Below are 20,053 nucleotides of genomic sequence, written 5' to 3'. Positions count from 1 at the left end.
CGGAGGGGAGGTGGAGGTGGACGAGGCCGCCAGTGCCCTGCTGGCTCGGATCGGTTCGTTGCGCCAGCACCAGATCAAGGGGAAGAGGTCGCCACACAAGCCGCTGCTGGTACTCCTCGCCCTCGGGCAGATGGCGGCGACCGGGTCGAGTGAGGTTCCGTGGTCGCTGGCGGAGCAGAAGCTCGCGGAGCTGATCAGCGAGTTCGGCACGCCGCGGCGCACTGGAGCGGCGCAAGGTGCGGCCTACCCCTTCACTCGCCTACAAGCGGACGGGATCTGGGTGCTCGACCGCGACGTCCCGATGGATCAGGTCGGTCCGCTGCGGCAGCACCAGGTCACGGGGAGGTTGGAGCGGTCCTTCGAGGATCTGCTGCGTGCCCGCCCGGCTCTCCTGGAAGAGGCGGCGAGGAGGCTGGTGACCAGCCAGTTCCCGGACACGGTCGCGCCCGACGTCCTCGTAGCTGTCGGCCTGGATCCAGCCCTCCTTCATGCGTGGCGGGATGCGGACCACACTGGTCGCGGGACTGCCGCGCTGCGGCGACGCAGCCAGGTGTGGAGAACGTCCGTTCTGCAGGCCTGGGACCGGCAGTGTGCGTTCTGCGGGTTCGACGGCCAGATCGGGGGTGCCACGGTCGGCATCGATGCCGCGCACGTGCGCTGGTTCGCCTTCGACGGGCCCGACTCGCTGGACAACGGGCTGGCGCTGTGCACGCTGCACCACAAGCTGTTCGACCTCGGTGCCGTCGGGCTCACGGCCGAGCTGACGATCCAGGTGTCGACCATGTTCACAGCCCGTACGAGCACAGGCAGACAGGTCTACGAACTGCACGGGCGGGAACTTACGAGGCGGACGGGAACGGCTCCACCTGCGCACGCACACGTGACCTGGCATACCACGCAGGTCTTCAAGGGCAAGCCCCTCAGCGTCTGACGTGCCACTCCGAGCCCCGGGACGCCGGACCCGTTGGTGGACCGAAATGACAGCTGCGGTGCTCACATCGTCCGCGGGCTCGACACCATCGACAGCAGTCCTGCGAAACCAACCGCCGCTACCGTCGGTAGGTGTACGGTAACCTTCGGCGCGCCGGGATCCCTGTGGAGGAGAAGATCTGGTCCGGTGGTGAAGGTGCCACGCAACCCGGGGGACCGTCGTGTCCGCCAGGCCCTCCCGCAGCCGGCATGAGCCGGGCATCATCGGAGTGGCCACGCATCGGTGTTGTCACCGAGGCCATGGCGGAGCTGACTCGTCTCGCGTCTCACCTCGCGGCGCGGCGGCACCTTGCCTTCTACGGCACGGGATTCGTGCCCCCGGATCTCGTCCGCGCTCCCAGCCGAGTACGCGCCGTGCTGGGCCGGCGAAGCCTGCCACCGGGTGTCGAGCCACACGTGGCTCGCTCGTTCGCTCCTGTCCAGGAGGTCCTCGGGACGATCGCACCCGGCCGGCTGGGGCGAACCCGTCAGTGGTTCATGGATCGTCGATCCGGTGAACTGGGTCGACGAGCCGGCCGCGAGCTGGAACGAGTTCCAACGGATGCGCTGGTCATCTCACACGGGGCGGCCCTCGAGGCCTTCCGGCACAACCGCTCGGCCCTGCGCGTGCTCAACATGCCAAGCGTTCATCCGCGATTCCGTACCGCGACGATCGAGGCGGAAATCGAGCGCTGTCCGAACCTGGCGCCGAGCATGACGTCAGACCTTCCGCCGCATGGGCGGCTGGCCCGCTTCGACGAGGAGTTCGAACTGGCTGACCTCGTCCTGGTGCCGTCTCGCTTTGCCGCGCACACTCTGGAGGAGTACGGGGTTCCGAGCGGAAAGATCGTCGTCGTGCCCTATGGGGCGCATCTCGCGGAGTACTCGAACGACCCGAAGGAGGTGTCCGAGAGACTCGAGATTCTCTACGTTGGCCGGATCACGCAGAGCAAGGGCCTCTCCTATCTCCTTGATGCGCATGCGCGTCTGCGCACGGGAAGTGCCGGCCTTTCCGTGGTCGGTGGTACGGCGGCGCAGGCGCGACTCTTCTCGAGGTACGGTCGCGGGTGGGTTCACCGTGCGGCCGTGCCCCGCTCGCAGGTTTCCGGCTATTTCCGATCAGCCGACGTGTTCGTGTTGCCCAGCTTGTTCGAGGGCATGAGCCTGAGTGTGCTGGAGGCGATGGGGCACGGGCTGCCGGTGATCGTGACGCCTGCCTCGGGGGCGGCCGACCTGGTCGCCGACGGGGTCGAAGGGTTCGTGGTGCCTGAGCGCCGTCCGGACGTACTCGCCGACCGGCTTCGCCAACTGGCCGATGATCCCGTCAGGCGTTCGGACATGGGGCGCGCTGCCCGGCGGCGTGCCGAGGCTTTCACGTGGCAGACCTACGCTGAGACCACGTTCGCAGCCATAGTGAAGGTACTGGCGTCCCACGCCTGAGCGTTCGTGCACGAAGTGCGGTGTCGCTTGGTGCATCCGCAAGGATGAACGCGGGAGGCGCCATCGCCGGTGCTACCTCGCCGGAACTGCCGCCGCCGCGTGTTGCCAAGCCGAAGAGTTGAGCGCCTCGACGTAGATACTTTCCGCTGCTCTTTCCGTCAGATCCAAGCTGCCGGGGGCGGGAATTCTGGTCTCCCCCGCCGGGACTACCTGGGCGTCGGCGAATCCGCACTCCAGAAGAAGTCGGCAGAGCGAGCGGCCGTCGTACATCCACAGATGGTGCCGATTGCCGGCCACCATGTAACGAAGTCTCTGCCGGAGTGTCCTCGGATTCGAGGAGGCCAGGACGGTCTGCTCCACAAAGGAGTCGGCATCACACCGGGACAGGTACTGCTGGACGATGAGGCCCAGGTCCGGAACCGCTATCCGAATGATTCCGTCAGCCTGCAGAACACGTCGGGCCTCTGTGAGGAACGTGCGCGCTTCCCAAGGCTCGAGGTGTTCGAGCATGTGTGAGGTGTACAGTACCTCGACCGAGCCGTCGGGTAGCGGTATTCTGCGGGTCGCGTCGGCATACTCTATGTGAGCCTTCTTGCAGAATTCGACGAACTCGTTCTGGTGTTTGTCTGTGAGGCCGGTCGCCAGGAGCAGGCGCGCCAGGAAAGGTACTTTGGCGAGCCGCAGGCTGAGGGAGTTGTCGAAGTTCTTCCAGCCGGGAGTGGGTGACGAGCCACATCCTATGTTCACTCTCATTCTCGACCTCTGGCCTGTAGCGGCTTCTCATCGGCCGATCCACCTGCCGTCGCGATGCCGACTCATGGCAGACCGTAGTTCCACTCGTTCCCAAGTCCGGCATGTCGCAAACAGGGTGTTTCCGCAGTTCGTCACCTGGGTAGGCGTCCGCCCGCGATGGACCCGCGCACTTCGGTTCGGACTGCCCACATCGGCGCGGAGAACGTGAGCCCGCCGTGGCTCCTTCAAGGCGCTCACCGCGACAGAGATCTCGGTGGGGAAGGGCTTTACATGCGAGTACTCGTCTTGTGGAACCAGCTGACCGGCTACATGAAGGCCACGCTCGAGTGCCTGGCAGAGCAGCCCGAGGTGGAGCTGCACGTCGTGGCGTTTCCATCCGCTACCGATGCGCCCTTCAGTGCTTCGGAGTCCCGTCCCGGGAAAGCCAGCTACTACACGTTCACCGACGATCTCGATGTGGGTGCGATCCGCGACGACATCGATCCGGACGCGTTGATCGTGTGCGGCTGGTCCACGTCCGCCTACCGGCGGCTCGCCAGAAGATCACGTGCGCTGCGGATTCTCTACATGGACAACCAGTGGCTGGGGACGGCAAAACAACGCGCCGGCATCATCGCCAGCCGGTGGTACTTGGGGCCGGCCTACGACGTCGCCCTTGTGCCGGGCGAACGGCAGGCGCACTTCGCCCGGCTGCTGGGTTTCCGCGAAGACGACATCTGGCGTGGGGGCCTTTCCGGTGATTACCACGCGTTTGCCGCGCGTCCAGGGCAGGTCCCAGCTTCACGTCGGGAATTCCTCTACGTGGGTCGCCTCCATGACTACAAAGGTGTGGGGGTGCTCGCGGAGGCGTTCCGCAGATACTCCTCCCTCGTACCCGATCCCTGGGATCTCACCGTTTGCGGTACTGGACCCATGCAGAAGGTCTTTGAGCAGCTGCCGGGAGTGCGCCACCTCGGTTTCGTCCAGCCGTCGAACCTGCCGGACATAGTCCGGGGCTCAGGTGCATTCGTCACGCCCAGTACGTTCGAGCCCTGGGGTGTGGTCATCCATGAAGCCTGCGCGGCGGGCCTGCCGGTCATCTGCACACCAGCGTGTGGTGCCGCGGCCGCCCTGGTCGAGGACCACTGGAACGGCTACCTGATCGAGCCGGGCTCTGCCCAGAGCCTGTGCGAGGCGATGCTCAGGATGCACTGTCTGCCAGACGTCGAACGTCGGCGCATGGGGGACAACAGCGCATTGCTGGCACGAAGGTTCACCCCCGACCGGTGGGCGGTGACGCTTGTGAGCCGGATCGACCGACGCCTGCCCGGCGGGCCCGCCGCGTCTCCTCACAGACCGAGACGACGCGTCGGGAGGGGTTCCTCCATCGCGTAGATGTCGACTCCGAAATCGCGGAGCATGCTGCTCATGTCTCGTCTCTCCGGCGCCGGGATCCGGTGGTCGCGCTTCTTGTGACCGTACTCGGGACTCGCCATCTGGCTCGGCCTGTCCAGGTTCCGGACGGCACGGCCGAGATCGAAGTGGGGGTACGCCGCGGCCGCGGTCGCCAGTGCCCGCTCGGGTTCGGTCACGAGTTCTTCGTAGTACACGGTGGTTCTCAGCGTCTCGTGGGCCAGTTCACGAGTTGCGAGGGCGTTGTCGGCGATCCACAACAAGGTCAACCATCGACTGTGCGGGCTGGACCGGGGAGCCACGTCGTCGGCATCCACGCCCAGTGCTGCCGCGGCGGGTGGAACGACATGCGCCCATGGCCATGAACCCCAGTCGGCCTTCAGCATGGACGAAACCACGGCCGCAGGGTGCCGCACCATGTATCGCACTGCGACGTCGGGAAACTGATTCTCGACCCAGCCGAGCATCCGGGCAGCACGCACCTCCTTGACCACCAGGCGCTTGGTCTGTCGAAGATCACGAAAAGAAGTCTGCGCGGTGGTCCATTTCGACAGGTGCCGGCCTTCGAACAGTCCACTCATCAGGGCACGCATGGCCGGAGCGTCCTCAGTCGGCGAGATCCTTGGATACCCGTGCACTGGAAGGATGGGATTGGCGGCAGGCGACATCCTGGGGTGCAGCGGTTCGAAGATGGGCTGTGCACCCAGTCCCGCGATCAGCGCTTCCATCAGGGCAGTCGTGCCGCTGCGTCCCGACCCGACCAGGAAGAGCACGTCGGACAACGCGGCCGGACGCAGTACGGACTCGCCCAGGGCGAGGCCGGCGTTGTAGGTACGACGTACAGCTTCCTTCCACATCATGGTTCGCGCCCTCTTCTCTCAGCCTTTGATCTGTGCCTCGGCAACGAGGATCCGGTGTGGGGGCTTGTGCAGCATGTTCACCACGAGGATCACCACCAGGGGGGCACTGTTCACCAACAGGAAGGTGACCAACGATGTGAGGCTGTCGCGATAGATCTGGATCAGCGACGCGGCGACAAGTAGGTAGGCGAAGTGGAAAGCCGTCCCCATCCCGTGGGCGTAGGCACGGCAGTACACCCAAAGACCGGCCCGCGCCAGGAGGAAGGCGACCAAGGTGAGCCCCACCCAGCGGAAGTCGACGTAGAGACTGCCCGGCATGGTGAGGACGGCGCCCTGTGCACTGAGCGGGCGATCCGACGTCGAGAGCTTCACGACTGCCTCGTTCAGCACCGGTTTGTCGGGCCACAGTGGCCGCGGGATGGGCAGGAACAGCACGTTCACATAGTCTTTACCGTAAAGAGGCACTCCGTAACGGTCGCTCTGCGCCATCGCCACACCCAGTGCATCCAGCCCAAGCTGATCGTTCGACCCACCGCTGAAGCTCTCCCCGATCCCGCGGCTCACCTCCTGACTGACGACCTGTGGTGTGAGGGAACCCGTGCGGTAGGCGGCGCCGATGGCGTCCATGGCGACGAAGACCGGGAACACGGCCACCATCCCGGCGACAATCAGTGTGGTCGGCCACCTGCGTCCCTTGCGATCCAGCCAGATCTGACCGAGCAGAATCAGCGGCAGAATGACCCGGAACCTGTCCTGACTTTGCAGCCCCATGAAGCACAGGTACATCGCCAGCGGGCAGAGCAGGTACCAGCGAAACCCCTTGACGTACACGAGACCCAGCAGAAGCAGTCCTGGCCAGGTCACCGCGAAAATTTCGTATGACGTCGAGAGCGCAACGTTCTCCGTTCCGCTGCCCGAGGTGTACGTGCGGGTGGCCAGGAAGTACAGGCCGATCGGCATCAGGAACACAGCGACGCCGGTGACGACCGCCGGTCGGAGTTCGCGAGGCGATGTAGGTGTTTCGGTCCACTTCGCAGGCGTCGGCATCAGCCATCCGAAGGCGGCCGACAACAAGAAGACGTCCGCTGCGAGCAACGCGCGTACGACTTCGGCTTCGCTCAGCCCCAAGAAGGTGGGGCTGCCCTGACGGATGGCCCAACCGCGAAAGGTGAAGAGCATTACATGGAAGATCAGGTAGATGAATGCCGGATGGGAATGCCTGCGATGGCGATTCCTGAAGAAGGCCGCGCCGCACGCGGCGACCACGGCGGAATCGACCAGCAGAGCTGTTGACAGCGAGAAGCTCATACGTAGTCCGTCTCTACGGGTGCACGGAGGGCTGGGCCGGTGCTCTGGATCGTCGCGACCGCGCCCCACGACACCAGGAACGTGACCAACGCTCCTGCCAGAGACGCGATGGCTGCTCCGACTCCCCCGAGGCCGACAGCCAGGGGGAAGACGCCTGCGAGCGTGAGAACGCCGGCAATCTGCGCCCAGGCATACGCGCGCAGCGTGCCCGACGCCTTCAGGGCCGCGCCAAGGCAGTTTGCCCCGACTCGCACGACCGCTGCGAGAAGCAGGATCGTCAGTGGCTCCGCCGCCCCGAGGAAGTCCCGGCCGTACAGGAGCTCGATCATGGGGCGCGCCATGGCGGCCATGGCAAGGGATACCGCGAGCCCGGCACCCATGCCGGCCACGACGGCGTTCGCCAGGTCCGGTCGGGAGAAGTGCCCCGCGCTGAACCGGGGAAAGAGCACCTGGTCGAGGCTGGTGCCGATCATGAGCACGACCGCCGCAATGGAGGTCGCGACCGAATAGACGCCGAGGACGGCCGGAGCGAAGAGCAGGCCAAGCAGTAACTGGTCAAGGCGTGGACCTATCCGCTGCGGCAGCGTCGCGAGGACGAGTCTTCGCCCGTAGGAGGTCGTCGCGCGTCGCTCGCCCGGCGCGAGTCGAGCTCGACCACCGCGCCGGGCCAGCGCCACAAGGAACACCGACAGCAGAAGTCCACCGATCAGGTTCGCGGCGAGCGCGGACAGGATGGTGAGCTGACCGGCTGCCCAAAGCACCGCAGCGCCGAAGGCATAGACAACCGGCTGCGTGAGACGCACCGAGTTCCACGCCTTCATACGCTGACCGGCACGCAGGGGGACGATGCTGAGGAGGGTGAACGTGTTCAGCGGAACGACTGCCGTCGTCGCGACGACCGACAACCAGGTGGCCACGCCGTGTGGCCGCACGATGTAGCAGGCGGACCCGAGCAGCACCAAGCACCCGAGAGCACTCTGTACGGCGGCATCGCGCGCCACCGCCGACCTGAGCGCCCACGCACGACTCGACGAACCACCCGCGTGGAAGATCACCGCCTCGTCGATGCCGGTCAGTGACAGCGATCCCACCGTGGCGGACCACACCAGAAGGGATATGAGCACCCCACGGTCCTCGGGACCGAGTCCCCGGGCGGTGATGACGCCACTCACGATCCCGAGGAGCATCGACAGCATGTTGACCGCGCCCGTGCCGGCCACCGCTCGGGCGGCGGAGGACCTGGTCAGTCTGGTGAGTTTCACGCGCCCGGACCCGTTGGAGAGCACGAACGACCACGAGCGTCGTTCGGTTCGACGTCGACGAAGACGTGCCTGCAGTGGATCCTGTCGTAAGCGGGTGGGTTGTTCACGACGAGAAGGCGATCACCGGGCACGACGGAACTCCTCGTCGATGATTCGCACGTATTCGCGAGCCCGCTCGCCTGGGCCGGACAGGGAGGCGAGCATGGCCTGCGCCGCCTCACGGATCGTCGCCTCCACGGCCTCGGGACCGCGCAACCATTCCTCGATCCGGTCCGCCCAGTCGTCGGGGTCGAGGGGATCGGCGTAGACCACCGCGTCGCCGCACGTCGTACGAACGAAGTCGCGGTCCGAGGCGAACACCACCCTGCCGGCGGCGACTCCCTCGACCGGAGCGGCCGAGAACGCCTCGAGCAGACTGGGAAACACCACGGCATCAGCTTGGGCGTACGCCTTCGCCAGTCCCGAGACGGGCACCGGGCCCAGGTTGACGCAGTGTCGGCGGAACCTGGCGGTCCGCGCCTTCCACTCCTCTTCGCTCAGGGTCACGGCGAACTCGACATCGTGGCCGCGACGGGTGAGCTCCTCGCCCACCTGGCCCAGCAGTTCGTGGTTCTTGTGTGCGTAGACCCGGGCGACATACAGCAGTCGGGTTCGAACACCCGTGGTGCTGCGTGGCACCGGACACTGCTCGAGCAGCGTCCGGTTGACACAGTTCGGCACCACGTCGACAGGCGCCGACAAGGCCGGAATGCGCCTGCGCGTGGCGTCGGCGAAGGCCTCGGTCTCCACAACGACCCGATCGGCGCGCTTCAGCAGTAGCCGCGAGACGATCCCGCGCGCGACCCACTTGATCCTGCTCCCGCGTGAGTGTGGAGGAACGCCTGCCGGCCGGGGGTAGACGGACGTCACGTCGGCGTACCCCACGATCCGGCGGCGCGCGCGGGCCGCGAAGTACTCCGGCCCCAGTACGACGAACGACACCTCGGCCCGAGAGCGGTTCGGCACCCAACTGGACACGTGGGCGGGACCGCGAGGGCGCACCACACGTAGCGGCAACTCCACGCCGGCGTCGGTCAGGTTCGCCGACACGGCAGGGGACACGTCGATGTCGACATCTCTCAGCCACGGACGGGCGGCGACCTCGCCGGGGTCGGCGCGAAGCGCAGCCAACTCGCTGAGAAACGACGTCGCCACCTGAAGTCCGCCGCCGTGATGAATGTTCGACGCGTCGATCAGCACTCTCGACGGGCTCATCGCATCAGACCTGCCCTGTTGCGATCGGCTGCCGTGGGCCGTGTACGAGCGCGGTTGGCGAACCTGGCAGCGGAGCATTTCGACCTGATTGACATAACCCTTACGCCTGACGGAACCGCTGTATCCCACGGCAGCTTTTTGGCCTGCGATCGAGAGCAATCGGAGGTTTTCACGGTCGCGGTAGCACTGGAGGTGAATGACAGCTTTCTCAGCGTCCGCATGCGAGCGTGCGGAACACCGGCCGTCCAGGTCAGGCCAGTGCGCTCGACACCACGCTTCGTGATCTTTACGTCGCGACGGGGCCGCTGAAGCGGACCCTCAGCTGAGGAGGTCGGCAGGCTCGAAGATCGCGAGCGGATAGCCCCGCTGGTACTCCGGCGGCAGCGGGGCGAGCCGGGCGCGGAACTCCTCGATCCGGTCGGCGACCAGTCCCTTCGCCACCAGGTCGCGCTCGGGATACGCGCCCAGGTCGTCGATTTCGGCAAGGAAGCGGTCCAGCTCCGCAGCCATCCGGACGCGTACGCCGGCGTACTGCGGATCGCCCGCCAGGTCGTGCACGCACTCCGGATCCGCCTGCACGTCGTACAACTCCTCGGCGGGTTTGCGCGGCGGCATGAAGCTCGCCGCGGTGCCGTGAAGCTCGCCGGCGGCGTTGAGGCGGCGAAGCTCCTGCATGGTGGGCATGTTCTCCATGTAAAGGTTCCGTTGACAGTACGGAATCCGGGGAAAGAAGTTGCGCACGTAGTGGTAGCGCCGATCGCGTACGACCCGAACCCGGTCGAACGACTCGTCCATCCGGTCGCGCCCGGCGAACATGTGCTCGCGCGGTGCCGCCTCGGCCGCTCCGAGAAACGCCGCTCCGTCGTGGTCGGCAGGGATCGGTGCCCCCGCGATCGAGCAGAACGTCGGCGCGAGGTCAACCCAGGACACCAGCCGGTCGCTGACGCTCCCGGGCTCGATGACACCGGGCCAGCTGACCAGCAGCGGCATGTGGATCCCTGCGCTGTAGGGCCAGCGCTTCTCCCGCGGCAGGCCGCGGCCGTGATCGGCCAGGAACACCACGACCCTGTTGCCGGCCTGCCCGGAGGAATCCAGTGCGTCGAGGACCTGCCCGACCTGCCGGTCGAGCTCGGCGATGTTGTCGGCGTGCCGGGCTATGTCGCCGCGTACGACCCGCGTGTCCGGGAGATACGACGGCACCGGCACGTCAGCCGGGTCGGTGACCCGCGGCGGACGTGGCTTGCCGGTGTCCCAGTGCTCCAGCCCTTCGCGGTCGGCGTACTCGCCCGCGTCCGGCCACATGGACGACTCGTGCGTGATCGCGAGGTTGACGTACGCGAACCAGGGCCGGCCCGGCATGGCACCGGCCCGCAGCCTGTCGACCCATGCCAGGTTGTCGTCGCGCCAGCCGCTCGTCGGCTCGAAGTTGAAGTCCAGCTTGGTCGGCCAGCTCACGTGGTAGCCCGCGTCGCGCAGCTCGTGGGTGAACAACCGCGGCGGATGCAGCAGCGTGGACCGCATCTGATGAGTGCCGATCTTCATCGGGTACTGGCCGGTCACCATCGTCGAGCGGGACGGAGCGCAGACCGGATAAGTGGAGTACGCCTCGTCGTAACGACACCCGCGTGCGGCCAGCCGGTCGAGGTTGGGCGTACGCACGTAGTCGTCGCCGTAGCAGCCGGCGATCCGGCCGATGTCCTCACCCACGATCAAAACGATGTTCGGCCGCTCGGACACGCGATCACCTCTTCTCCGCGACACACCCTACGGGCGCCGGCGCGGGGCCGGCTTCAAGCAACGATGCGCGTGGCCGGATGGTGCCAGCGGATTCGAGGCTTCGCCGATCTCGTTGACTGTTCGCGACTTGTCCAACTACGTTGCGTTTCCAATCTGGCGAAGGGCCGACCGTGGACACACTCGATGAGCGCAGTGGCAACGTCAGCAGGCGTCGGCTCCTGATCGGTTCCGCACTTGCGGCGGTGACCACCACGATCGCCGCCTGCTCCGGATCCTCGACGAACGCCGGCGGAAGGCCTTCGGGAAGTCCGAAGCGCGCCAACCGCAAGGGCTCTCCGGCGAAACCACTGGCGGCACCCAGGCAACTGCACGAGGCGCCCGCCCTCGCCAAGCGAGTCAGGGCCGGTGAGCTGCCGGCGGTCGGCAAACGCGTTCCCGGCCGGCCGTACGTCGTTCCGCACCGCTGGCTGCGGACCGGAAAGTACGGCGGAACGCTGCGCATGCCGGCGTCGGCATCCACGACGTTCTCACCGACCACCCTGATGTACGGGCACGCACCCCTGCGCTGGCTCAACGACTCCCAGGACCTCGGGCCCGGCCTGGTGGAGTCCTGGGAGTCCAACGACGACGCGTCACAGTGGACCCTCCACATGCGCGAGGGTGTGCGCTGGTCCGACGGCGCGCCGCTGACCTCAGCCGACGCGATGTACTGGTGGAAGGACCTTGTGCTGAACGGCGACTATCCGGCGGAGGCGCCGGACAGTGGCCGTTCGAGCAAGGGAACGCCGATGCGGCTGTCCGCGCCGGACGCGTACACCCTCGTCATGGACTTCGACGCGCCGAGCCCCGTCGTCATCTTCCAGTTGGCGCGATACGTCCAGTGGGACGTGTGGTTCCAGCCCAGGCACTATCTGAAGCAGTTTCACCTCACCTACAACTCCAAGGCGGGCGAGGACTGGGCCAACCAGCACGCCGAGAAGATGAACTACGCGCAGAATCCGGACTGCCCGACCCTGACCGGATGGAAGCTGCGTTCCTACCGGGAGGGTGTACGGGTCACCTGGGAACGCAACCCCTACTACTGGTGCGTCGACCCCGAAGGCAACCAGCTTCCGTACATCGACGTGCTCAGCATGCCGTTGTTCCAGGACCCGCAGGTCGGCAAGCTGCAGGTGCAGAACGGCCAGGCGGACTACGCCGGGTCCTGGGGTGCCTCCGTGCCGCTCGGTCTCGCCGATGTCAGCGGGCTGAAGCGGTCGGCGGCGAAGAGCAGGACGCGCGTCCTGCTGTGGAACACCGGAACCGGCGGCACACCGGCGTTCTTCTTCAACCACGACTACGAGAACGAGGCGATGCGGAAGCTGATCCGTACGCCTGCGTTCCGCCAGGCGCTCTCGCACGCACACAACCGCGAGGACGTACGCAAGACGTTGTACTTCAACACCGGGCAGATCACCACCGGAACGCACAGCACGCAGTCCATCGAGTACCACACACCGCCGGAGGGGCCGAAGATCTACAAGTCCTGGAAGGACAGTTACTCGGCCTACGACCCCGAGAAGGCGAAACGGATGCTGGACAAGCTCGGGGTGGTCGACTCCGACGGCGACGGGCTGCGCAACCTGCCCAACGGCGAGAAGCTGTCGGTGGTCATCAGCTACTCCGCGGACAGCACCGAGGAGAGCGTCAAGTACAACCAGCTTCTCAAGCGGGACTGGGAGAAGATCGGCGTCTCGGTCAAGCTCGACCCGCGGCCGCCGACGGTGTTCGGCGAGCAGTGGGAACGCGGCGAGCTGATGTCGCAGGGCGGCTGGGGACTCACCACCCTGCACGACCATCTCGTGCTGTACTACTGGTTCTGCTCGACCGAGCCCAGCGTGTGGGCACCGCTGCAGGCACAGTGGTGGAAGGTACGGGGTACGCCGGCCGAACACGCCGAGGCCGACGTCAGCCCGTGGAAACGCACACCGCCTCGGCTCGAACCCGACAAGGGCGGCCCGGTCGATCGGCTGTGGCAGGGGCTGGCGAAGGCGCTGGCGGAGCCGGAGGCGCTGCGGCGCACCAGGACGGTGTGGGACATGATCAGGATCCACGTGGAGGAAGGGCCGTTCTTCCAGTGCTCGGTGGCCAACTTCCCGACGCCGCTCGTCGTGCACCAGGACCTTCGCAACGTGCCCAGCCGGGACGAGCTCGCCTACGGCGGACTGGCCAACACGTGGTCCCACCCGACGCCGGCCGTCTACGACCCGGAGGCGTACTACTGGGAGAACCCTTCCGAGCACACCTGAGAACGCCGCGCATCCGAATCGTGAGCACAGGAGGGTGATCCGCCATGTCCGACGCCCAGCACGACGACGGCCCGGCGACCGGGGACGCACCGGGGCGCTCTGCGGGCGTCTCCCGACGGGTCGTGATGACGGGGATGCCCGCCTCCGGGCACGTCAACCCCAGCCTGCCGTTGGTCCGCGAACTCGTCGGCCGTGGCGTCGACGTGACGTACTACTCCACCGGTGAGTTCGCGCATGCGGTGGAGCGTGCCGGTGCGAAGTTCCGGGCCTATCCGGAGGGCGCGATCGGCTCTCGCGACATTGCCGCAGCCACCCAGTCCGGAAGCTCCGTCCGGGTGGTCGCGAAGGTGCTGGAGGCGACGATGTCGCTGGTGCCGTTCCTGCGGGAGGAGTTCGCGCGGGAACGCCCGGACGCGGTGGCGTACGACTCCAACGCCCTGTGGGGGCGGGTGACCGCCGCGGGTCTCGGCCTGCCGACGATCTCGTTCATGACCACCATGCTGCTCGGCCCGGCGGACTTCAGGGGCCTCACGGCCCGGGAGTGGGCGTACACGCTACGGCTGATGCTGCCGGACTTTCCCCGGGCGGTCCGCGCCCGGCGCCGGGTGCTCGGCCGGTTCGGCAGGGAGGTCGTGCCGAGTACGCCGATGCTGCCGATGTTCGGCGACCTGACGTTGTTCCCGATCCCGCGCGAGATCCAACCCAGCAACTCCCGCCTGGACGAGAGCTGTCACTTCGTCGGACCCACCGTCGATCCGGTCGACCCCGTCAGTCCTGTCAACAACGCCTTGCGCGACACCGAGTTGGATGCCGAGCTCTCCGCCCACGTGGACGGTGCCGATCCCGTGGTCCTGGTCTCGCTGGGCACGTTGCACGCCGGCACCGGTGAGTTCTTCCGTACGTGCTTCACCGCGCTCGCCGACCTGCCGGCGCGGGTCGTCCTGGCCGTCGGCCACTCCACCGACCCTGCCCGTCTCGGCAGGCCCCCGGCCAACACGCTGGTCCGCACAACCGTTCCCCAGTTGGAGATTCTGCGCAGGACGGCCGCGTTCGTCACCCACGGCGGGATGAACAGCGCACTGGAGGCACTGGCGTACGGCGTGCCGCTGGTGGTCGTTCCGCAGCAGGTGGAACAGCTGGTCATCGGCCGGACCATCGCCGAGCGTGGCGCGGCCGTCGTGCTGCGGCAGCATCTGTCCCGTCGGCCTGTCCCGGCCGGCGAACTTCGCGCCGCCGTCGAGCGCACACTGTCCGAGCCGTCCGCGCGCGACCGAGCCCTGGCGCTCGGCGCCGCCTTCGGCTCCGGGGCTGGGGCCGTGGCCGGGGCCGAACTCGTCCAGGAGTTCCTGCGCCGGAACCGACCGCACTGATTGGTCGCACTGATTGATGCCGGTTCGGGCGTGGCGGCCCCGAGTCCGGCTTCTACCCGGAGTGGACGGATGTGCACGTGGCCGACGGCGGAAGGCCACGTGATTTCGTGTGAGGGACGGGTATGCCCCACTCATGGGTCTGTGGGGCAAGCGGCGCGACATGGTGGTGCACGAGGAGGACCCCTACAACGCGGAGCCGCCCCGGCAGGTTCTGGCGCAGGCGCCGTGCACACCACTGGACGCCTTCTACGTACGCAGCCACGGGCCGGTGCCCCGGATCGACCTCGACACCTGGCGCCTGCGGGTCGACGGCCTCGTCGAACGGCCCGCCGCCTGGTCTCCGGCGCAGTTGCGTGACCGGTTCGAGCCGGCGGAGGTGACCGCGACCCTGCAGTGTGCCGGCAACCGGCGCGCCGAACTCATGGCCGTACGCGACATTCCGGGCGAGGCGCCGTGGGGCCCGGGAGCCATCTCCACTGCGCGCTGGGGCGGGGTACGCCTGCGCGACGTGCTGGACGCGGCCGGGATCGGCGAAGGAGCCGCCCATGTCGCGTTCGCGGCCACCGACGTGTCCCAACGCGCCCGGCCGGCGCAGCCCTTCGGCGGCTCGGTCCCGTTGGCCAAGGCGCTCTCGGAGGAGGTGCTGCTCGCCTGGGAGATGAACGGTGAGCCGCTTCCCGCCGTGCACGGTGCGCCCGTTCGCGTGGTCGTACCCGGCTGGATCGGTGCCCGCAGCGTCAAGTGGCTCCACCGGATCAGCGTCCAAGCGGATCCGTCCGACAACTACTTCCAGGCCACGGCGTACCGCATGCTGCCGGCGGACACCGATCTCGACCAGGCCGGGCCGGGCGCCGGTATCTCGCTGGGTCCCGTCCCCCTGAACTGCGACTTCCTCAGCCCGGACGCCGGCACCCGGTGTCCCAGCGGCCACGCCGAGGTCGCGGGCTACGCGTTTGCAGGATATGGCGGAGGTGTCGCCCGGGTCGACGTGTCAGCCGACGGTGGCGGCACCTGGGTACAGGCGGAGCTGGATCCTCAGGTCTCTCCCTGGTCGTGGCGGATGTGGCGGGTGACGCTCGAACTTCCGGCCGGTGAGCACGAACTCCTCGCGCGGGCCTGGGACTTCGGCGGTGCCACCCAGCCCGAGTCACCTCGATCCCTGTGGAACCCTCAGGGATACGGAAACAACGCCTGGGCCCGGCTGCGCGTGTCCTGTCCCTGAGCGCCGGGTCGCGGGTCTCCCACAGCCGAGAACGCCGACCACCTGATCCGGAGGTTCACATGTCACTGGATCTGCAGGGGAGCATTCCGCCGATGGTGACGCAAACCGTGGGTACCGCCTCCTCGCGTGACCCCTCGTCACGAACGGCGACGGCCGAGGCGGCGGAGCCGGCGGCGCAGGGCGGGACCGAGACGGACCATCACCCGCTTCTCGATCCCCATCGTCCTGCGTTCCAGCGCGGCCAGTTGCTTTCGGGCGGCCGCGAGCTCCTTGCGGAGTTCGGTGAGCTGCCGCTCGGCCTCGGCTTCGCGGCGTTGGGCGGCGCTCAGGCGGCCGCGCAGCTTCCTGTCGTTCTCCCGGGTCCTGGCGTCGGTCGCGGTGACCAGTTCGCGCAGCCTGCTGACGCGGTAGCGCAGGTTGCCGTCGTCGCCGCCGTCCCAGACCGAGATGGACGCGGGCAGGTCGAGAGCGGCTAGTTCGGCGTCGAAGGCCGCGCCCCGGTCTCCGTGGGTGTAGGTGTTGCGCAGGCCGTTGCGGTCGAGGAAGGTGACGACGCGGTCGAACCGCTCGGCGTGGCCCTTGAGCATCGCGGAGAAGTCGGCGTCCTCGTACAGCTCCCGCGGGTCGGTCTCGGCGGGCAGCCCGGCAAGGGGCCGGTACGGCAGGTCGAAGTACCGGCACAGTTCCAGAGTCCGCGAGTCGTGGGTGAGCACGACCGCGGGCGTCCCGGCCAGCAGGGCGGCGACGTTGCCGTGGATGCGGGTCCCGAAGGCGAAGTCGTGCTCGCGGAGCTCCCGGATCCAGGTCGCCGGGTCCAGCGGCAGGCGCATCTTGTTCTCGCGCAGCAGACGGTGGGTCAGATGCCGGGGGAAGTCCTCCGAGATGCCCGACTCCGGCGTCGTGTCGCCCCACAGCAGCAACTCGCCGTCGACGGTGTTCTGCGCGTAGTAGGTCAGGTGCGGACAGCGCTCCCAGACGTGCCGGACGATGCCCTCCACGTCACCGATCGGGATGGCGTCGGGGGAGAGGTTGATCGCGATCCGTGAATCCGGGCCGACCTCGGTGGCCCGGATCTCGGGGAACGTGTCGCCGTACAGGAACATCGACGGGCAGCCGATGATGTCCACGTCCGCGAAGCCGAGGCCCTTGAGGTAACGCGCGGTCAGCTCGCCGCGTACCCCGATGGACGCGGAGCGGTCCAGGACCGCCGAGGCGAACCGGCGTACGGACTCGTTCATCGGTGCGAGTGAGTCGGTCGCGTAGTCCTCGCCGACCTGGGCACCCACACCGACCACGACCACGGGGACGGTGAGCTGTTCGATCAGCTTCGTCAGCCGGTCGAGGGAGGCGTGGAAGGTGGGGCGGAAGGCGTTCGCGAGAGGCACGACGAAGACGTCGTAGCGCTCGTTGATCTCGGCGGCCCGCTCGGGTGAGATGTCGGTACGGATGCCGTTGGACGTCACCGTGGTGTCCGGCACCGCCAGCATCTTGTGAACCGAGTCGCTGAAGAGCAGATTGCCGGTGTTCGTACCGATCAGGTCCTGGTGCAGGAACTCGGCCTGGGTGGCGACGCGGTGGGGGCTCTTGCCCGAGCGGATGAGGATGTGCTTCACGGCAGGGTCCTGGTCGTGATGGGAACACGTTGCGTGTCCGGCCGGCGATGGTCTGGAGTCACGGCTTCCGCCGAATGGCCTATCGTGCCTTCCCCTCGCCGACAGGTCCAGAGGCGCGGTCGCAGGGGTAGGGAAGGAACCAACCGGAACACCGATACCGCCCGGCCACGCCGATGTGAAGGGTCCTCACAGTATGGGCAGCAGCCTTCTGCGCACGGCCGTCACCACCGCGGTCCCGATCCTGGGCCGGCTCGTCCGGCACCGGGACCTGTTGCGCATCCAGAACGACCGGCTGCGTGCGGAGGTCGACCGGCTGACCCTGCAGCTGGACGCGGTTCGGGGCGGGGCGACGGCGAGTACCGACGGTCGGATAGATCTGCGGTACCTGTTCGTCGTGACGTACGGCCGTTCCGGGTCGACCCTGCTGATGTCCCTGCTCGACGGAACCCCGGGGTACTGCATCCGCGGGGAGAACGGCGGGGTTCTGCACCGGCTTTTCGAATACCACTCCGCGGCCCTCGAGGCGCGGGTGAAGTGGTCCGGCGAGGAGCCGCTGACGCCGATTCACCCGTGGTACGGCATCGAGGAGTATCCGCCCGGGCTCGCCACCGCCCGCATGCGCCAACTGGTGACGGAGACGCTGCTGCGTCCGGAGCCCGGGACCCGGGTGTCCGGCTTCAAGGAGATCCGCTGGTGGCAGTCCCCTCCCGACGACTACCTCGGCTTCGTCGAGACGCTCTTCCCGGGCGCACGGTTCGTGCTGAACACCCGGAACCTCGCCGACGTCGCGAAGAGCAGATGGATGGCGCACAGGCCGAATGCCATGGTGGACCTCGCCACCCTCGAGGAGCGGCTGCGAGAGGCGGTCGGGAAGCGAGGGGAGCGCGGCTACCACGTGCACTTCGACGACTACGTGAGGGATCCGTCGGTACTGCGTGGGCTGTTCAACTGGCTCGGCGAGGAGTATGACGAGGAGCGGGTCACCCGCACGCTGGCCGTACGGCACTCGTTCTGACGGGGTTCGAACGCGACCGGATGCGGGCAGACTCGGATGACGGCGGCCCGGTCCGCCGTCATCGTGGAGAGACGCCTCGACCGGAACTCAGGCCCAGCACGGTGGGCGCCGGTGGCTCCACCTCAGGCTCAGGGAGGCTCGGCATGGCAGACGACCAGAGAACGTCGCGGCGGGGATTCCTCAAGCTGGCTGCGGGGACGGCCGTCGCCTCGGGGATGGCGCCGGTGGTGTCGGCGCTCGCCGGCGGCATGGCCGCGGCGTCCACGCCACTCACCGACCGAGGCGGCACGATGACCCCGGATCCCTACGCGCGTTGGGCGAACGGCCCGTGCCCACGGCCTGATCCGTCGTACTTCCCGATCGGGGTGTGGCTGCAGGAACCGGCGCTGGCCCCGCAGTACCAACAGGCGGGCATCAACCTCTACGTCGGCCTGTGGCAGGGGCCCACCGAGGAGCAGCTGACGACGCTCGCACAACACGGCATGGCGGTGATCGCCCACCAGAACGACGTCGGCCTGGCGCGTGGCAACGGCACCGACAATCCGTTGGTCGGCTGGGCCCAGATGGACGAGCCGGACAACGCGCAGCCGCTGCCGGGAGGAGGCTACGGCCCGCCGGTCGACCCGGCCGTCATCGTGGACCGGTACCGCGCGATGGCGCGGGCCGACCGAACCCGCCCGGTGTTCCTCAACCTGGGCCGGGGAGTGGCCGACGACGACTGGATCGGCCGTGGTCCGGACGCCTCCCTCGACGACTACCCGAAGTACGTCCGGGGTGCCGACGTCGTGAGCTTCGACGTCTATCCGGTCGCCGACGGCCTTCCGCTGTGGCTGGTGGCGAAGGGTGTCGACCGGCTGCGGGCCTGGTCCGGCGGCCGCAAGGTCGTCTGGAACTTCGTCGAGACCACCAACATCTCCGGCGACCGCCAGGTCACCCCCCACCAGTTCCGGGCCGAGGTCTGGATGTCGCTGGTCCACGGGTCGCGCGGCATCCTCTACTTCGTCCACCGGTTCGCACCGGAGTTCGATGCGGCCAGGTTGCTGCACGACCCGGTGATGCTGGCGGCCGTGACGAGGACGAACGCGCTGATCCGCCGGCTCGCGCCGGTGCTCAACCGGCCGTCGATGCCGGGTGCGGTCGAGGTGACCAGCTCGGACTCCGGCGTACCTGTCGACACGATGGTGAAGCGGCTGACCGGGGAGACGTACGTCTTCGCCGTGGCCATGCGGGACGCGCCAACCGTGGGCCACTTCGTCCTCGGCGGTGCGGCGGCCGGGGCGTCCCGGGTCCACGTCGTCGACGAGAACCGAACGGTCGCGATGACCCGGGGGCGGTTCAGCGACGCGTTCGACGGTTACGGCGTGCACATATATCGGATCGTCCACCCGCGCTGAGTGTCCCTTGCGCCCGGCCCGCGGTGGGTCCCGAGGCGCTCGGGGACCGCTGACCGTAGGGTCTGCATCCGTGGGCGGATCCTTCCCGGCCAACAGGGGAGCCTTCCTCCGGCCACGGAACGTGGCAACCGGCCGACGCTGCGGTGACAGTGCCGCGCGGGTCAGGTTGACTCGAC

General features: G+C 67.8%; 15 protein-coding genes. 8 read left to right on the top strand and 7 right to left on the bottom strand.

Translation table 11 applies throughout. From position 1 onward, the window contains the following. The first annotated feature begins 16 nt into the window (after positions 1 to 16). Both BLU27_RS04510 and BLU27_RS04505 read left to right on the top strand, forming a co-directional pair. Entirely contained in the window at positions 17 to 931 is a 915-nt protein-coding gene (locus BLU27_RS04510; RefSeq protein WP_197681680.1) for a phosphorothioated DNA-binding restriction endonuclease, read from the top strand. A 299-nt stretch (positions 932 to 1,230) separates the two neighbouring features. After that, the gene (locus BLU27_RS04505; protein WP_157728214.1) at positions 1,231 to 2,409 is read left to right on the top strand and encodes a glycosyltransferase family 4 protein; all 1,179 of its coding nucleotides are present in this window, start codon (positions 1,231 to 1,233) and stop codon (positions 2,407 to 2,409) included. 72 nt (positions 2,410 to 2,481) lie between these two features. Here the strand turns inward: BLU27_RS04505 and BLU27_RS04500 are convergent, their stop codons facing one another. Next, entirely contained in the window at positions 2,482 to 3,162 is a 681-nt protein-coding gene (locus tag BLU27_RS04500; RefSeq protein ID WP_092650807.1) for a class I SAM-dependent methyltransferase, read from the bottom strand. 270 nt (positions 3,163 to 3,432) lie between these two features. On the opposite strand from BLU27_RS04500, the gene BLU27_RS04495 reads away from it, so the two are divergent. Beyond that, on the top strand, positions 3,433 to 4,536 hold the full coding sequence (locus tag BLU27_RS04495; protein ID WP_157728213.1) for a glycosyltransferase family 4 protein: 1,104 nt from the start codon (positions 3,433 to 3,435) through the stop codon (positions 4,534 to 4,536). Here BLU27_RS04495 and BLU27_RS04490 read toward each other — a convergent pair. The 5 genes from BLU27_RS04490 to BLU27_RS04470 form a co-directional block, all read right to left on the bottom strand. Then, the gene (locus tag BLU27_RS04490) at positions 4,491 to 5,414 is read right to left on the bottom strand and encodes a sulfotransferase (protein WP_092650803.1); all 924 of its coding nucleotides are present in this window, start codon (positions 5,412 to 5,414) and stop codon (positions 4,491 to 4,493) included. The two genes, BLU27_RS04495 and BLU27_RS04490, sit on opposite strands and share 46 nt — an antisense overlap. A gap of 18 nt (positions 5,415 to 5,432) precedes the next feature. Then, the gene (locus BLU27_RS04485; protein WP_092650801.1) at positions 5,433 to 6,722 is read right to left on the bottom strand and encodes a hypothetical protein; all 1,290 of its coding nucleotides are present in this window, start codon (positions 6,720 to 6,722) and stop codon (positions 5,433 to 5,435) included. Continuing rightward, on the bottom strand, positions 6,719 to 7,984 hold the full coding sequence (locus BLU27_RS04480) for a lipopolysaccharide biosynthesis protein (RefSeq protein WP_206744632.1): 1,266 nt from the start codon (positions 7,982 to 7,984) through the stop codon (positions 6,719 to 6,721). The genes BLU27_RS04485 and BLU27_RS04480 overlap by 4 nt, the downstream gene beginning before the upstream one ends. A 120-nt stretch (positions 7,985 to 8,104) precedes the next feature. After that, entirely contained in the window at positions 8,105 to 9,238 is a 1,134-nt protein-coding gene (locus tag BLU27_RS04475) for a glycosyltransferase (protein WP_157728211.1), read from the bottom strand. Between the two features lie 318 nt (positions 9,239 to 9,556). Further along, entirely contained in the window at positions 9,557 to 10,975 is a 1,419-nt protein-coding gene (locus tag BLU27_RS04470) for a sulfatase family protein (protein WP_172804867.1), read from the bottom strand. 170 nt (positions 10,976 to 11,145) lie between these two features. Between BLU27_RS04470 and BLU27_RS04465 the strand changes: the two genes are divergently transcribed. The 3 genes from BLU27_RS04465 to BLU27_RS04455 all read left to right on the top strand — a co-directional run bounded on the left by BLU27_RS04465 (position 11,146) and on the right by BLU27_RS04455 (position 15,855). Further along, positions 11,146 to 13,263 carry an ABC transporter substrate-binding protein gene (locus BLU27_RS04465; RefSeq protein WP_092650793.1) on the top strand — a complete coding sequence of 706 codons (2,118 nt, stop codon included), beginning with the start codon at positions 11,146 to 11,148 and terminating at the stop codon, positions 13,261 to 13,263. Positions 13,264 to 13,307: 44 nt separating this feature from the next. Continuing rightward, a complete protein-coding gene (locus BLU27_RS04460) occupies positions 13,308 to 14,633 on the top strand; it encodes a macrolide family glycosyltransferase (protein ID WP_197681679.1) in 1,326 nt (441 codons plus the stop codon). 133 nt (positions 14,634 to 14,766) lie between these two features. Continuing rightward, positions 14,767 to 15,855, top strand: coding sequence for a sulfite oxidase (locus BLU27_RS04455; protein ID WP_197681678.1), 1,089 nt, complete (start codon positions 14,767 to 14,769; stop codon positions 15,853 to 15,855). A 137-nt stretch (positions 15,856 to 15,992) separates the two neighbouring features. Here the strand turns inward: BLU27_RS04455 and BLU27_RS04450 are convergent, their stop codons facing one another. After that, positions 15,993 to 17,468 carry a polysaccharide pyruvyl transferase family protein gene (locus BLU27_RS04450; RefSeq protein WP_092650791.1) on the bottom strand — a complete coding sequence of 492 codons (1,476 nt, stop codon included), beginning with the start codon at positions 17,466 to 17,468 and terminating at the stop codon, positions 15,993 to 15,995. A 193-nt stretch (positions 17,469 to 17,661) separates the two neighbouring features. Here BLU27_RS04450 and BLU27_RS04445 point away from each other — a divergent pair, with 193 nt between their 5' ends. Both BLU27_RS04445 and BLU27_RS04440 read left to right on the top strand, forming a co-directional pair. Next, the gene (locus BLU27_RS04445; RefSeq protein WP_092650789.1) at positions 17,662 to 18,483 is read left to right on the top strand and encodes a sulfotransferase; all 822 of its coding nucleotides are present in this window, start codon (positions 17,662 to 17,664) and stop codon (positions 18,481 to 18,483) included. 143 nt (positions 18,484 to 18,626) lie between these two features. Next, positions 18,627 to 19,877, top strand: a complete 1,251-nt coding sequence (locus BLU27_RS04440) for a hypothetical protein (protein ID WP_092650787.1) — start codon at positions 18,627 to 18,629, stop codon at positions 19,875 to 19,877. The last annotated feature ends 176 nt before the right edge of the window (positions 19,878 to 20,053 follow it).

Origin of the sequence: Actinopolymorpha singaporensis, assembly GCF_900104745.1 — a bacterium.
In the GTDB taxonomy this organism is placed as follows: Bacteria; Actinomycetota; Actinomycetes; order Propionibacteriales; family Actinopolymorphaceae; genus Actinopolymorpha; species Actinopolymorpha singaporensis.
Note: the sequence above shows the minus strand (reverse complement) of the source record. Positions and strands in the feature narration are given on the sequence as shown.

What these genes read in the sequence shown, in the direction of transcription:
- BLU27_RS04490 (WP_092650803.1), bottom strand. Translation starts at nt 5,414, where the DNA reads ATGATGTGGAAGGAAGCTGTACGTCGTACCTACAACGCCGGCCTCGCC.
- BLU27_RS04500 (WP_092650807.1), bottom strand. Translation starts at nt 3,162, where the DNA reads ATGAGAGTGAACATAGGATGTGGCTCGTCACCCACTCCCGGCTGGAAG.
- BLU27_RS04495 (WP_157728213.1), top strand. Translation starts at nt 3,433, where the DNA reads ATGCGAGTACTCGTCTTGTGGAACCAGCTGACCGGCTACATGAAGGCC.
- BLU27_RS04455 (WP_197681678.1), top strand. Translation starts at nt 14,767, where the DNA reads ATGGGTCTGTGGGGCAAGCGGCGCGACATGGTGGTGCACGAGGAGGAC.
- BLU27_RS04475 (WP_157728211.1), bottom strand. Translation starts at nt 9,238, where the DNA reads ATGAGCCCGTCGAGAGTGCTGATCGACGCGTCGAACATTCATCACGGC.
- BLU27_RS04460 (WP_197681679.1), top strand. Translation starts at nt 13,308, where the DNA reads ATGTCCGACGCCCAGCACGACGACGGCCCGGCGACCGGGGACGCACCG.
- BLU27_RS04505 (WP_157728214.1), top strand. Translation starts at nt 1,231, where the DNA reads ATGGCGGAGCTGACTCGTCTCGCGTCTCACCTCGCGGCGCGGCGGCAC.
- BLU27_RS04485 (WP_092650801.1), bottom strand. Translation starts at nt 6,722, where the DNA reads ATGAGCTTCTCGCTGTCAACAGCTCTGCTGGTCGATTCCGCCGTGGTC.
- BLU27_RS04440 (WP_092650787.1), top strand. Translation starts at nt 18,627, where the DNA reads ATGGCAGACGACCAGAGAACGTCGCGGCGGGGATTCCTCAAGCTGGCT.
- BLU27_RS04445 (WP_092650789.1), top strand. Translation starts at nt 17,662, where the DNA reads ATGGGCAGCAGCCTTCTGCGCACGGCCGTCACCACCGCGGTCCCGATC.